The following is a 13,206-nucleotide window of genomic DNA, read 5'->3' as shown; positions in this document are numbered from 1 at the left end:
AGCGTCCTTGTTGTTCCAGGCAGTGGTCACGGTGTTGCTGATTATTGGTTTCAGAACAGTTTCAGCGGCTCTTCGTTGAGCGCCGCCAGTTGCTCGCGCAGGGCCAGCACCTGGTCGCCCCAATAGCGTTCGGTGCCGAACCAGGGGAAGCTGCGCGGGAACGCCGGGTCATCCCAGCGGCGTGCCAGCCAGGCACTGTAGTGCATCAGGCGCAGGGCGCGCAGCGGCTCGATCAGCGCCAGTTCGCGCGGGTCGAAGTCGTGGAATTCGCTGTAGCCGTCCATCAGTTCCGACAGCTGGCCCAGGCATTCCTGGCGGTCGCCGGCCAGCATCATCCACAGGTCCTGCACGGCAGGGCCCATGCGGCAGTCGTCGAGGTCGACGATGTGGAACATCTCGTCGCGGCACATCATGTTGCCGGGGTGGCAGTCGCCGTGCATGCGGATGTTCTGGTGCGGGGTGTCGCGGTAGATCTGCTCGACGCGCTTGAGCAGGTCGCGGGCCACCGACTCGTAAGCGGGCAGCAGGCTGCGCGGTACGAAGTTGCCTTCCAGCAGGGTGTCCAGCGAGTCCTGGCCGAAGTTCTTCACCCCCAGCGCCTCGCGGTGCTCGAACGGCCGGGTGGCGCCCACGGCATGCAGGCGGCCCAGCAGTTGGCCCAGGCGGTACAGCTGGTCGAGGTTGCCGGGCTCGGGCGCGCGGCCGCCACGGCGGGGAAACAGGGTGAAACGGAAGCCCTGGTGCTCGAACAGGGTCTTGCCTTCGTGGATCATCGGCGCCACCACCGGCACTTCGCAGTCGGCCAGTTCGGCGGTGAAGCTGTGTTCTTCGAGAATGGCGGCGTCGGTCCAGCGGTCCGGGCGGTAGAACTTGGCGATCAGCGGCTGGCCGTCCTCGATGCCCACCTGGTACACACGGTTCTCGTAGCTGTTGAGCGCCAGCACGCGGGCGTCGCTGAGGAAGCCGATGCTTTCGACGGCATCGAGCACCAGGTCGGGGGTGAGGGTTTCAAACGGGTGGGACATGCTGACTCCTGCGTGCGGCAGGTGGCCGCGTCCGGCAGGCTATCGTACCAGACGCGGCGTGGGGTCAGGCGCCGATCACACCGCCGTCGATGCGGCTGATGACCATCACCGACGAGCGCGGCTTGCCGCCCGGCAGGTGCTCGGGGAAGGTCGAGCCGCCGTTCTCGCCGGGGTGCTGGATGCCCACGAACAGGCTGCGCTGGTCGGGCGCGAAGCTGATGCCGGTGACCTCGCAGCCTACCGGGCCGACCATGAAGCGGCGGATTTCGCCGCTGTGCGGGTCGGCGCAGAGCATCTGGTTGTTGCCCATGCCGGCGAAGTCGCCGCTGTTGCTGGTGTCGCCGTCGGTGAGTATCCACAGCCGGCCGGCGTCGTCGAAGCCCAGGCCGTCGGGGCTGTTGAACATGTTCATGGCATTGATGTTGGCGGAGCCACCCTCGGGCTTGCCGGCGTGGACCGTGGGGTTGCCGGCCACGGCGAACAGGTCCCATTCGAAGGCCATGGCGCCATGGTCGTCGCCCTGTTCGCGCCAACGCAGGATCTGCCCGTAGATGTTCTTCGCCCGCGGGTTGGGGCCGCCCACCGGTTGGCCGTCTTCGCCGCGCTTGCTGTTGTTGGTGAGGGTGCAGTAGACCTGGCCGTCGCGCGGGCTCACCACTATCCATTCGGGGCGGTCCATGCGCGTGGCCTGGCGTTGGCTGGCGGCCAGGCGCGCGTGGATCAGCACCTCGGCCTGGCTGGCGAAGCCGTTGCCGGCGTCCAGGCCGTGCTGGCCGTGGCTCAGCTCCAGCCACTGGCCCTGGCCCTTGTGCTGGCTGCCGGCGTCGAAGCGCGCTACGTACAGGGTGCCGTGGTCGAGCAGGTCGCGCTGGCCGCTGTCCACCCGGGCGCGGCTGACGAACTTGTAGATGAACTCGCCGCGTTCGTCGTCGCCCATGTACACCACGGCGCGGCCGTCACGGGTTTGCGCCAGGGCGGCGTTCTCGTGCTTGAAACGGCCCAGGGCGGTGCGCTTGATGGGGGTGGAGGCCGGGTCGAACGGGTCGATTTCGACGATCCAGCCGTGGCGGTTGAATTCGTTGGGGGTGTGCGCCACGTCGAAGCGCGGATCGTGGGGGTGCCAGTCGACTTCCTTGCTGGCGGCACTCAGGCCATAGCGCTTTTGCGCGGCGTCGAAGCTGGGCGTGGCCGCGCTGCTGCCGAAGCAGTCGCTGAAGTTTTCCTCGCAGGTGAGGTAAGTACCCCAGGGCGTCTTGCCGTTGGCGCAGTTCTGGAAGGTGCCCAGCACCTTCAGGCCTTGCGGGTCAGCGGCGGTCTGCAGCAGCGCGTGGCCGGCGGCCGGGCCGCTGAAGGCGATGGGCGAGTTGCCGTGGATACGGCGGTTGTAGGGCGAGCCTTGGACGAAGCGCCACTGGCCGCCCTGGCGCTGCACCTCGATCACCGACACGCCTTCGCTGGCCAGGGCCTTGCGCACCTCTTCGGCGGACTGCGGGCGGCCGCCGTGGGCGTAGAGGTAGCGGTAGTTGGTGTATTCGTTGTTGATGGCCAGCAGGGCGCGGTCGGGCTGGTCCTTGAACGGGAACAGGCTCATGCCGTCGTTGTTGTCGCCGAACTGCAACTCCTGATGGGCCGCGCTGCCGTGGCCGCTGGGGTCGAAGGCCGGGCCGTCGGCGTGCAGCGGCTGGCCCCAGCTGATCAGCACCTGGGCCTGGTAGCCGGGGGGCAGGCTGATGTTGTCGGCGGTGGCGGCGGCGATGCCGTCGAAGCCCAGCAAGGTGCCGCTGCCCGTGGCGGCGTTGACGCTGCGCGCCAGCAGGCTGCCGCCCAGGAACAGCGCCGCGCCGCCCAGGGCGCCGGCGCCGAGGAAGTGGCGGCGGGTGAGGCCGGTCAGGCGTTCAAGGTCGGTGGGTTCTTGGTCTTGTAAGAGGTGCATGATCAGGCTCCCTGCAGTTAGGGGGATCACGCTAGGCAGGGGGTGTGACAGGGATGTTGCAGTACACACCCCGCAACATAATGACGGCGTAACCCCTGTAGCAGCGGCCGCAGGCCGCGTCCCGCCGCTACGCGCTCTAAAGCGGCGTACCCAACAACACAAACGTCGGCGCAAACGCCACCAACACATCCTTGCCTTCCACCAACCCCAATTCCTCGACCCGCGCCGCATTCTCCAGCGCACACAACGTCTGCCCGTTGGCCAGCCCCACGCGCACCTCGGTCGGCCCCTCGGGGTCGTCGATGATCTGCTCCACCCGGCCTACCAAGCCGTTGTCGCCCGCAGGTGCAGGCCCTACGGCGTCGTGCAGGCGCAGCCAGCCGGCCTTGATCAGCGCCAAAACCTGCACGCCATCGGCCAGCTCCAGGGTCTCGGTGCTCTCGTGGGTAATCTGCGCGCTCAGTTTCAGGCCCGCGCCCAGGTCCAGTTCCACCAGGTCGTTGCGGCCCTGCGGGGTGACGGCGCACACCCGGCCTTGCAGCTGGTTGCGTGCGCTGGTGCGCAGCATCAGGCGGCTGAGCAGGTCGAGGTCGCTGACGTCCTCGGCCACTTCCAGCACCTGGGCCTGCAGCGCCTGCAGGCGCTGGTACAGGCGCAGCACCCGCTCGCCTTCCTTGGACAGGCGCGCGCCACCACCGCCCTTGCCGCCCACGGCGCGCTCCACCAATGGCGTGTGGGCCAGGTTGTTGAGCTCGTCGATGGCGTCCCAGGCGCCCTTGTAGCTGAGCCCCGCGGCCTTGGCTGCGCGGGTGATCGAACCCTGTTCGGCAATGTGCTGCAGCAGGGTGATGCGCTGCGGGCGGCGGGCGATGTGTTGGGTCAGCAGGCTGGGCAAAGGCATGGCGGTAGTGGCGCTGTGTCGGTTTTATTGAGCCCACGACGTTGAACCCCGACGCCAGGCAAGTCAAGCCGCGCCCGGTTTCGGCGTGCGCGCCAGGCAATACACATCCACCCGCGCGGCGCCGGCGCGCAGCAGCAGTTGCGCCAGGGCGCGGGCCGTGGCGCCGGTGGTCATCACGTCATCCACCAGCGCCAGGTGGCGGCCTTGCACCCGCGCGCGCGGCACCAGGGTGAAGGCCTGCAACAGGTTGCGCTGCCGTTGGCGGGCGTCCAGGTCCAGCTGGGCAAGGGTTTCATGGGGCCGCAAGAGCATGTGCTCGTCCACCGCCAGGCCCAACTGCGGCCCCAGCCAGCGCGCCAGCATTGCCGCCTGGTTGAAGCCGCGCTGGCGCAGGCGCTTGCGGCCCATGGGTACTGGCAGCAGCAGGTCCGGGCGGGGCAGGCCGTCGTCGAAACGGGCCAGCAGCCACTGCCCCAGCAGGTGCCCGAGCAGGCGCCCCAGCGGCCAGCGCGCCTGGTGCTTGAAGCGGCTGATCAGGCTGTCCAGCGGAAACCCGTAGTGAAAGGGCACCTCCACCTGGTTGAACGGCGGCGCCCGGCGCGCGCACTGGCCGCACAGCATGCCGTTGATCGGCAGCGGCAGGGCGCAGCACAGGCAGCGCTCGTCCAGCCACGGCAGCTCGGCTTCGCAGGCGCTGCACAGGGGGTAGGGCTGATCGGCGTGCTCGTCGCACAACAAACACTGTTGGTTGTTATTTAACCACTTGTAAACCAGCCTTCCGTGACCCGGTTGACAGTCCATGCGTCTTCCTTAAATATGCCCATTATCCGTGTGGCGCCTGTGGATATATCCCTTATCCCGGTCGCCAGCCCAAGCATAACCAAGGAATCGCCCATGAGCGCCAGCACAACTGCAACGCTTCGTCACGACTGGTCCCTGGCCGAGGTCAAGGCCTTGTTCACCCAGCCTTTCAACGACCTGCTGTTCCAGGCCCAGACCGTGCACCGGGCGCATTTCGACGCCAACCGCGTGCAGGTCTCGACCCTGCTGTCGATCAAGACCGGCGCCTGCCCTGAAGACTGCAAGTACTGCCCACAGTCCGGCCACTACAACACCGGCCTGGAAAAAGAAAAGCTGATGGAAGTGCAGAAGGTGCTGGAGGAAGCCGCGCGGGCCAAGGCCATCGGCTCCACGCGTTTCTGCATGGGCGCGGCGTGGAAACACCCGTCGGCCAAGGACATGCCCTACGTGCTGAAGATGGTCGCGGGCGTCAAGGCCATGGGCCTGGAAACCTGCATGACCCTGGGCAAGCTGGACAAGGAGCAGACCGCAGCCCTGGCCGAGGCTGGCCTGGACTACTACAACCACAACCTCGACACCTCGCCCGAGTTCTACGGCAGCATCATCACCACCCGCACCTACAGCGAGCGCCTGCAGACGTTGGCCTACGTGCGTGACGCCGGCATGAAGATCTGCTCGGGCGGCATCCTGGGCATGGGCGAGTCGCTGGACGACCGCGCCGGCCTGCTGATCCAGCTGGCCAACCTGCCGGAGCACCCGGAATCGGTGCCTATCAACATGCTGGTGAAAGTGGCCGGCACGCCGCTGGAAAACGCCGAGGACGTCGACCCGTTCGACTTCATCCGCATGCTGGCCGTGGCGCGCATCCTGATGCCGCAGTCCCACGTGCGCCTGTCCGCCGGCCGCGAAGCCATGAACGAACAGATGCAGGCCCTGGCGTTCTTCGCCGGTGCCAACTCAATCTTCTACGGCGACAAGTTGCTGACCACCGCCAACCCGCAGGCCGACAAGGACATGGCGCTGTTCGCGCGCCTGGGCATCCAGCCCGAAGCCCGCGAAGAGCACGCCGACGAAGTTCACCAGGCCGCCATCGAGCAGGCCCTGGTAGAGCAGAAGAGCGGCGAGCTGTTCTACGACGCCGCGTCGGCGTAAGCGCCGGTGGCCTTCGACCTCAGCGCGCGGCTGGCCGAGCGCCGCGCCGCCGACCTGTACCGCCAGCGGCCACTGCTTGAGAGCCCCCAGGGCCCGCAAGTGGTGGTGGACGGCCAGCCGCTGCTGGCCTTCTGCAACAATGACTACCTGGGCCTGGCCAATCACCCCGAGGTGATTGCCGCCTGGCGCGCTGGCGCCGAGCGCTGGGGCGTGGGCGGTGGTGCCTCGCACCTGGTGATTGGCCACAGCGGCCCGCACCACGAGCTGGAGCTGGCCCTGGCCGAACTGACCGGGCGCCCGCGGGCGCTGCTGTTCTCCACCGGCTACATGGCCAACCTCGGCGCGGTGACCGCGCTGGTGGGGCAGGGCGACACGGTGCTGCAGGACCGCCTCAACCATGCCTCGCTGCTGGACGCCGGCCTGCTCAGCGGCGCGCGCTTCAACCGTTACCTGCACAACGACCCCGCCAGCCTGGCCAATCGCCTGGAAAAAGCCACCGGCAATACCCTGGTGGTCACCGATGGCGTGTTCAGCATGGACGGCGACATCGCCGACCTGCCGGCCCTGGCCAAGGCTGCCCGGGCCAAGGGCGCCTGGCTGATGGTGGACGACGCCCACGGCTTCGGCCCGCTGGGTGCCCATGGTGCTGGTATCGTCGAGCACTTCGGCCTGGGCCTTGAAGATGTCCCCGTGCTAGTCGGCACCCTCGGCAAGGCGTTCGGCACCGCCGGCGCTTTCGTGGCCGGCAGCGATGACCTGATCGAGGCGCTGGTGCAGTTTGCCCGGCCCTACATCTACACCACCAGCCAGCCGCCGGCGCTGGCCTGCGCCACGCTCAAGAGCCTGGAACTGCTGCGCACCGAGCACTGGCGCCGCGAGCACCTGGCCAGCCTGATTCGCCAGTTCCGCCAGGGCGCCGAGCAGATCGGCCTGCAACTGATGGACAGCTTCACGCCCATCCAGCCGATCCTGATCGGCGACGCCGGCCGGGCCGTGCGCCTGTCGCAGCTGCTGCGCGAGCGCGGCATCATGGTCAGCGCCATCCGCCCGCCCACCGTGCCGGCGGGTAGCGCGCGCCTGCGCGTGACCCTGTCGGCGGCCCACAGCGAAGCCCAGGTGCAGCTATTGTTGAATGCACTGGCTGATTGTTATCCGTTGCTGGAGCCGTGCGATGCGTGATCGCCTGATTCTGTTGCCGGGCTGGGGCATGGGCCCGGCGCCCTTGCAACCGTTAGTGGCTGCGTTGCAGGGGTTGGATGAGCACTTGCACGTGCACATCGAACCTTTGCCCGAGCCGGGCAGCAGTGACCTGGCGGCCTGGCTCGACGCCCTGGATGCCAGCGTGCCGCAGGATTGCTGGCTGGGTGGCTGGTCGCTGGGGGGCATGCTCGCCGCCGAACTGGCCGCCCGCCGTGGCGACCGTTGCTGCGGCCTGGTGACCCTGGCCAGCAACCCTTGCTTCGTGGCCCGCGCCGAGTGGCCGAACGCCATGCCGGCGCAGACCTTCGACGCCTTCCTGGCCGGTTGCAGCGGCAACCCGCAGAGCACCTTGAAGCGCTTCAGCCTGCTGTGCGCCCAGGGCGCGGCGGACGACCCGCGCAGCCTGTCGAAGCTGCTGGCCGCCGGCGCGCCGGCAACCCTGCCCGCGCACCTGTTGCACGGCCTGGAGCTGCTGGCCCAGCTGGACATTCGCGCCGCCCTGCAAGCCTACGCCGGGCCGCAGCTGCACCTGTACGGCGGCCACGACGCGCTGGTACCGGCCGAAGTGGCCGGCGACGTGCTGGCGCTGCTGCCGGATATTGAAGTTGGCCTCATTGAAGCGGCCAGCCACGCTTTCCCCCTGGAAGACCCCCACGAACTGGCGGCTGCCATCCAGGCCTTTCTGCACGAGTCCCCCGATGACTGATCTCTCCACGCCACCGTTGCCCGGCGCCTTGCCGGACAAGCGTCAGGTGGCGGCGTCCTTTTCCCGCGCCGCAGCCAGCTACGACAGCGTTGCCGAACTGCAGCGCAACGTCGGCAACGCGCTGCTCGAACGGCTGCCCGAAGGCCTGCAACCGCGGCGCTGGGTGGACCTGGGCAGCGGCACCGGCTATTTCAGCCGCGCCCTGGCCGGCACCTATGCCGACGCCTATGGCGTGGCGGTGGACATTGCCGAGGGCATGCTGCAGCACGCCCGCCCCTTGGGCGGTGCCCACGCCTATGTAGTCGGCGACGCCGAGCGCCTGCCGCTGGCGAGTGCCAGCGTCGACCTGCTGTTCTCCAGCCTGGCCGTGCAGTGGTGCAGCGATTTCGCCGCCGTGCTGGGTGAAGCCCGGCGCAGCCTGCAGCCTGGCGGGGTGATGGCGTTCGCCAGCCTGTGCGTGGGCACCCTGGGCGAGCTGCGCGACAGCTGGCAGGCGGTGGACGGTATGGTCCACGTCAACCGCTTCCGCCGTTTCGAGGATTACCAGCAATTGTGTGGCGCCAGTGGCCTGCAGGTTATAAGTCTGGAACAGGTTCCCCATGTGTTGTACTACCCTGATGTGCGTGGGCTGACCCATGAGCTCAAGGCCCTGGGCGCCCACAACCTCAACCCGGGCCGCCCCGGTGGCCTTACCGGCCGTGCGCGCATGACCGGGTTGTTGCAGGCATACGAGCAATTCCGCCAGCCACAAGGCTTGCCGGCTACTTACCAGGTGGTCTACGCGGTGTTGCGCAAGCCGCTGGACGGGGGAAACTGAAATGGGCCCAGCCTACTTTATCGCCGGCACTGACACTGACGTCGGCAAGACCACCATCGCCGCCGGCCTGCTGCACGCCGCGCGGCTCAATGGCCTGAGCACCCTGGGGGCGAAGCCGGTGGCCTCTGGCTGCGACGTGACGCCCAAGGGCCTGCGCAACGCCGACGCCCTGGCGCTGATCGCCGAAAGCTCGATCCAGTTGCCCTACGAACAGGTCAACCCGATCGCCTTCGAGCCGGCCATCGCCCCGCACCTGGCCGCCCGGGAAGCCGGGGTCAGCCTGAGCGTGCAGGGCCTGCTGGAGCCCATGCGCGAGATTCTCGCCCAGCAGGCCGACTTCACCCTGATCGAGGGGGCAGGGGGCTGGCGAGTGCCGTTGTCCGGCCAGGCCAACCTGTCCGACCTGGCCATCGCCCTGAAGCTGCCGGTGATCCTGGTGGTGGGCGTGCGCCTGGGCTGCATCAACCACGCCCTGCTGACCGCCGAGGCCATCGCCCGCGACGGCTTGCAGCTGGCCGGTTGGGTGGCCAACGTCATCGATGGGCGCACCTCGCGCCTGGAGGAAAACCTCGCCACCCTGGCCGAATGCCTGCCCGCACCGTGCCTGGGGCGGGTGCCGCGGCTGAAGATCAACTCGGCGGCCATGGTTGCCGAGCACCTGCAGCTGGACCTGCTGGATTAGGCTGTGGCTATGACAGGGCAATAGGCCATTAGGGTTTTTGACGTGAGTTTATTGGCGCCGTCTGCTTCAATGGCGCCCATATACATTTTTTCTACCGGAGCCTGCCGATGCAAATCTCGGGAAGCAGCGCCTACTACGCCGGCCTGAGCACCATCCAGAATGGCCAGAACCGCGTCGACCAGGCGGCCGCGCAGATCGCCAGCAACTCGGCCGACCGCCCGTCCGTCGGCAACCAGTCCACCAACCTGCAGGCGCAGCAACTGCTGGGCGTCGACCGCAGCCAGCAAGACCTGGCCGGCAGTGCCGTGCAGCTGACCCAGGGCAAGCTTGAAGTGGAAGCCGGCCTGAAGGTCGAGAAGGCCGCCAACGAAACCCTCGGCACCCTGATCGACACCTACGCCTGACCCCTGCCTTATCTGTGGGAGCTGGCTTGCCAGCGAGCTTTTGGGGGCCACCAAAGCTCGCTGGCAAGCCAGCTCCCACAATTTCCTGCGTTCCTTCCCTCGCTGATCTTCCATCATTCACCGCACCGTGCCTGGCCTGCGGCGTACCCCCCTGCGCGCGCATTTCCTGGCCACCGGGTGTAGTCTGGTCGAAGGATGCTTGACAACTTTTCGGCGTAAACGTATGTTTCAAACAACTGTTTGACAGAGAGCCATCCACCGCTGGTTGGTCTGTTGCGGTCACCACATTCCAGTTTCATCAGCAGAGGTTTATCGCTATGCCTGACTACAAGGCCCCCTTGCGTGATATTCGCTTCGTACGTGACGAACTGCTTGGCTATGAAGCGCACTATCAAAGCCTGCCGGCTTGCCAGGACGCTACCCCGGACATGGTCGACGCTATCCTTGAGGAAGGCGCCAAGTTTTGCGAGCAGGTACTGGCTCCGCTGAACCGGGTGGGTGACACCGAAGGCTGTACCTGGAGCGAGTCGGGCGTGAAGACGCCGACCGGCTTCAAGGAAGCCTACAAGCAGTTCGTCGAAGGCGGCTGGCCAAGCCTGGCCCACGACGTGGCGCACGGCGGCCAAGGCCTGCCCGAGTCCCTGGGCCTGGCGGTCAGCGAGATGGTGGGTGAGTCGAACTGGTCGTGGGGCATGTACCCAGGCCTGTCCCACGGCGCCATGAACACCATTTCCGAGCACGGCACCGCCGAGCAGCAGGACGCCTACCTGACCAAACTGGTGTCGGGCGAGTGGACCGGCACCATGTGCCTGACCGAGCCGCACTGCGGCACCGACCTGGGCATGCTGCGCACCAAGGCCGAACCACAGGCTGACGGCACCTACAAAGTCACCGGCACCAAGATCTTCATCTCGGCCGGTGAACATGACATGGCCGACAACATCGTCCACATCGTGCTGGCTCGCCTGCCCGATGCACCGGCCGGCACCAAGGGCATCTCGCTGTTCATCGTGCCCAAGTTCCTGCCCAACGCCGATGGCAGCCTGGGCGCGCGCAACGCCGTGACCTGTGGTTCCATCGAACACAAAATGGGCATCCACGGCAACGCCACCTGCGTGATGAACTTCGACGCGGCCACCGGTTTCCTGATCGGCCCGGCGAACAAAGGCCTGAACTGCATGTTCACCTTCATGAACACCGCTCGCCTGGGTACCGCGCTGCAAGGCCTGGCCCACGCCGAAGTGGCGTTCCAGGGTGGCCTGAAATACGCCCGTGACCGCCTGCAGATGCGCTCGCTGACCGGCCCGAAAGCTCCGGACAAGGCCGCCGACCCGATCATCGTGCACCCTGACGTGCGCCGCATGCTGCTGACCATGAAGGCCTTCGCCGAAGGCAACCGTGCCATGGTGTACTTCACCGCCAAGCAGGTGGACATCGTCAAGTACGGCACCGACGAGGAAGAGAAGAAGAAAGCCGACGCGCTGCTGGCCTTCATGACCCCAATCGCCAAGGCGTTCATGACCGAGGTGGGCTTCGAGTCGGCCAACCACGGCGTGCAGATCTACGGCGGCCACGGCTTCATCGCCGAGTGGGGCATGGAGCAGAACGTGCGCGACAGCCGTATCTCCATGCTGTACGAAGGCACCACCGGCATCCAGGCCCTCGACCTGCTGGGGCGCAAGGTGCTGATGACCCAGGGCGAGGCGCTGAAGGGCTTCACCAAGATCGTCCACAAGTTCTGCCAGAACAACGAAGGCAACGAAGCGGTCACAGAGTTCGTCACCCCGTTGGCGCAGCTGAACAAGGAGTGGGGCGAGCTGACCATGAAGATCGGCATGGCCGCCATGAAGGACCGCGAGGAAGTGGGCGCGGCTTCGGTGGACTACCTGATGTACTCCGGTTACGCCTGCCTGGCTTACTTCTGGGCCGACATGGCGCGCCTGGCCGCCGAGAAGCTGGCTGCCGGCACCACCGAGGAAGCGTTCTACACCGCCAAGCTGCAGACCGCGCGCTTCTACTTCCAGCGCATCCTGCCGCGTACCCGTACCCACGTGGCGGCGATCCTGTCGGGCGCCAACAACCTGATGGAAATGAACGAAGAGCACTTCGGCCTCAGCTACTAAGCGGCCACGCGCTTGGATGAAAACCGCTGCCTTCGGGCAGCGGTTTTTTTTTGGCGCCAAGGTTCAAAATATTGTTTTGGACATTAAACAATCCGCATCACGGCCGATACAGGTGAAGGCACAATGCCACAATTTCGTCCTGGTATCGGATTTTCGTTTTGTCACGTTCACCCATGTTCCATTTCAGCCATTTCCTACCGTCACTGCTGCTGTTGCTGGCAGGGCTCGCGGCTGCCTATGTAAGGGACCTCAACGTATTCTTCACCTCGCTGTTCAACGTGCTGCCCACCCTGGTGTTGCTGTTGGGTGGCGCTTACTGCGCGGTGTATCGCCGCCAGCGCGAGCTGTTCCTGATGGTCACGGTGTACATCGCCTATTTCCTGCTCGACACCCAGACCGACTACTACCGTGATCACGGCCGGGTGCGCGACGACGCGGCCGTGACCTTCCACCTGTGCTGCCTGCTGTTGCCGGCGCTGTTCGGCCTGTTCGGCGGCTGGCAGGAGCGCACCCACCTGTTCCAGGACATGGTGGCGCGCTTCGCCGTGCTGCTGGCGGTGGGCAGCACTGCCCTGGGGCTTGAACAGAGCTTCCCGGTGCCCCTGCTCAACTGGCTGGCGGAAATTCGCTGGCCGTCGTGGCACTGGCAATGGATGAGCCTGATCCAGATGGCCTACCCGGTGTTCTTCCTGGCGGCGGTGCTGCTGCTGGTGCAGTACCTGCGTGAGCCGCGGCCGCTGCATGCGGCGCAGCTGGTGGGGCTGCTGGGGCTGTTCTGGATGCTGCCCAAGACCTTCATCCTGCCGTTCACGCTGAACATCATGTGCAGCCAGGTGATGCTGATGATTGCTTCGGCCGTGGCCCACGAGGCCTACCAGATGGCGTTCCGCGACGAGCTCACCGGCCTGCCCGGGCGGCGCGCGCTCAACGAGCGCATGCAGCGCCTGGGTCGCAACTACGTGCTGGCCATGACTGACGTCGACCATTTCAAGAAATTCAACGACACCCATGGCCACGACGTCGGCGACCAGGTGCTGCGCCTGGTGGCCAGCAAGCTATCCAAGGTGACGGGCGGCGGCCGCGCCTACCGCTACGGCGGCGAGGAGTTCGCCCTGGTGTTCGCGGCCAAGACCATGGAAGAGTGCATGCCGCACCTGGAGGCCATCCGTGAGGCGATTGCCAGCTACAACATCCAGCTGCGCAACCCCGACCGCCCCCAGGACGACAAGCAGGGACGCCAGCGCCGCCATGGCGCCGGTGCGTCCAGTGTGTCGGTGACCATCAGCATTGGCGTGGCTGAGCGGCTGATCGACCACCGTACACCGGAGGAAGTGCTCAAGTCTGCCGACGAAGCGCTGTACAGCGCCAAGGGCGCGGGGCGTAACTGTGTGGTCGGCTTTGGCCAGAGCCGCCGTGGTGCGGTGCGTACCCAGGCTTCGGCTTAGGCCTTGGACGCGGCCTT

General features: G+C 66.6%; 12 protein-coding genes. 8 read left to right on the top strand and 4 right to left on the bottom strand.

The window, feature by feature from the left end; translation table 11 throughout:
* Positions 1-50 precede the first annotated feature (50 nt).
* From AC0J42_RS28465 to AC0J42_RS28450, 4 genes are all read right to left on the bottom strand, one after another.
* Complete coding sequence (locus AC0J42_RS28465; RefSeq protein ID WP_473004705.1) at positions 51-1,025, bottom strand: serine/threonine protein kinase; 975 nt, start codon at positions 1,023-1,025, stop codon at positions 51-53.
* Positions 1,026-1,089: 64 nt separating this feature from the next.
* Positions 1,090-2,958, bottom strand: coding sequence for a PhoX family protein (locus tag AC0J42_RS28460; protein WP_473004704.1), 1,869 nt, complete (start codon positions 2,956-2,958; stop codon positions 1,090-1,092).
* Between the two features lie 136 nt (positions 2,959-3,094).
* On the bottom strand, positions 3,095-3,859 hold the full coding sequence (locus tag AC0J42_RS28455; protein WP_473004702.1) for a TOBE domain-containing protein: 765 nt from the start codon (positions 3,857-3,859) through the stop codon (positions 3,095-3,097).
* Between the two features lie 63 nt (positions 3,860-3,922).
* Positions 3,923-4,660: a double zinc ribbon domain-containing protein gene (locus AC0J42_RS28450; RefSeq protein ID WP_473004701.1), complete on the bottom strand. Its 738-nt coding sequence runs from the start codon at positions 4,658-4,660 to the stop codon at positions 3,923-3,925.
* A 93-nt stretch (positions 4,661-4,753) separates the two neighbouring features.
* On the opposite strand from AC0J42_RS28450, the gene bioB reads away from it, so the two are divergent.
* The 8 genes from bioB to AC0J42_RS28410 all read left to right on the top strand — a co-directional run bounded on the left by bioB (position 4,754) and on the right by AC0J42_RS28410 (position 13,189).
* Entirely contained in the window at positions 4,754-5,812 is a 1,059-nt protein-coding gene (bioB, locus tag AC0J42_RS28445) for a biotin synthase BioB (protein WP_416427218.1), read from the top strand.
* A gap of 6 nt (positions 5,813-5,818) precedes the next feature.
* Entirely contained in the window at positions 5,819-6,991 is a 1,173-nt protein-coding gene (gene bioF / locus AC0J42_RS28440) for an 8-amino-7-oxononanoate synthase (protein WP_416427217.1), read from the top strand.
* Positions 6,984-7,718 (top strand): alpha/beta fold hydrolase, encoded by a 735-nt coding sequence (locus tag AC0J42_RS28435; protein ID WP_473004699.1) that lies wholly within the window; start codon positions 6,984-6,986, stop codon positions 7,716-7,718. The genes bioF and AC0J42_RS28435 overlap by 8 nt, the downstream gene beginning before the upstream one ends.
* Complete coding sequence (bioC, locus tag AC0J42_RS28430; RefSeq protein ID WP_473004698.1) at positions 7,711-8,535, top strand: malonyl-ACP O-methyltransferase BioC; 825 nt, start codon at positions 7,711-7,713, stop codon at positions 8,533-8,535. The genes AC0J42_RS28435 and bioC overlap by 8 nt, the downstream gene beginning before the upstream one ends.
* A gap of 1 nt (position 8,536) precedes the next feature.
* Complete coding sequence (gene bioD, locus AC0J42_RS28425) at positions 8,537-9,217, top strand: dethiobiotin synthase (protein ID WP_416427214.1); 681 nt, start codon at positions 8,537-8,539, stop codon at positions 9,215-9,217.
* Between the two features lie 107 nt (positions 9,218-9,324).
* Positions 9,325-9,621, top strand: a complete 297-nt coding sequence (locus AC0J42_RS28420; RefSeq protein WP_416427213.1) for a pyrroloquinoline quinone biosynthesis protein PqqE — start codon at positions 9,325-9,327, stop codon at positions 9,619-9,621.
* Between the two features lie 317 nt (positions 9,622-9,938).
* Positions 9,939-11,744, top strand: a complete 1,806-nt coding sequence (locus AC0J42_RS28415) for a phenylacyl-CoA dehydrogenase (RefSeq protein ID WP_416427212.1) — start codon at positions 9,939-9,941, stop codon at positions 11,742-11,744.
* A gap of 173 nt (positions 11,745-11,917) precedes the next feature.
* Positions 11,918-13,189 carry a GGDEF domain-containing protein gene (locus tag AC0J42_RS28410; protein WP_416427211.1) on the top strand — a complete coding sequence of 424 codons (1,272 nt, stop codon included), beginning with the start codon at positions 11,918-11,920 and terminating at the stop codon, positions 13,187-13,189.
* The last annotated feature ends 17 nt before the right edge of the window (positions 13,190-13,206 follow it).

It is taken from the genome of Pseudomonas sp. Tav-5-1A, from assembly GCF_055755055.1.
The sequence above is the reverse complement of the archived record's forward strand: the minus strand, read 5'-3'. Positions and strand labels throughout refer to the sequence as shown.

What these genes read in the sequence shown, in the direction of transcription:
- AC0J42_RS28465 (WP_473004705.1), bottom strand. Translation starts at nt 1,025, where the DNA reads ATGTCCCACCCGTTTGAAACCCTCACCCCCGACCTGGTGCTCGATGCC.
- AC0J42_RS28460 (WP_473004704.1), bottom strand. Translation starts at nt 2,958, where the DNA reads ATGCACCTCTTACAAGACCAAGAACCCACCGACCTTGAACGCCTGACC.
- AC0J42_RS28455 (WP_473004702.1), bottom strand. Translation starts at nt 3,859, where the DNA reads ATGCCTTTGCCCAGCCTGCTGACCCAACACATCGCCCGCCGCCCGCAG.
- AC0J42_RS28450 (WP_473004701.1), bottom strand. Translation starts at nt 4,660, where the DNA reads ATGGACTGTCAACCGGGTCACGGAAGGCTGGTTTACAAGTGGTTAAAT.
- bioB (WP_416427218.1), top strand. Translation starts at nt 4,754, where the DNA reads ATGAGCGCCAGCACAACTGCAACGCTTCGTCACGACTGGTCCCTGGCC.
- AC0J42_RS28435 (WP_473004699.1), top strand. Translation starts at nt 6,984, where the DNA reads ATGCGTGATCGCCTGATTCTGTTGCCGGGCTGGGGCATGGGCCCGGCG.
- bioC (WP_473004698.1), top strand. Translation starts at nt 7,711, where the DNA reads ATGACTGATCTCTCCACGCCACCGTTGCCCGGCGCCTTGCCGGACAAG.
- bioD (WP_416427214.1), top strand. Translation starts at nt 8,537, where the DNA reads ATGGGCCCAGCCTACTTTATCGCCGGCACTGACACTGACGTCGGCAAG.
- AC0J42_RS28420 (WP_416427213.1), top strand. Translation starts at nt 9,325, where the DNA reads ATGCAAATCTCGGGAAGCAGCGCCTACTACGCCGGCCTGAGCACCATC.
- AC0J42_RS28415 (WP_416427212.1), top strand. Translation starts at nt 9,939, where the DNA reads ATGCCTGACTACAAGGCCCCCTTGCGTGATATTCGCTTCGTACGTGAC.
- AC0J42_RS28410 (WP_416427211.1), top strand. Translation starts at nt 11,918, where the DNA reads ATGTTCCATTTCAGCCATTTCCTACCGTCACTGCTGCTGTTGCTGGCA.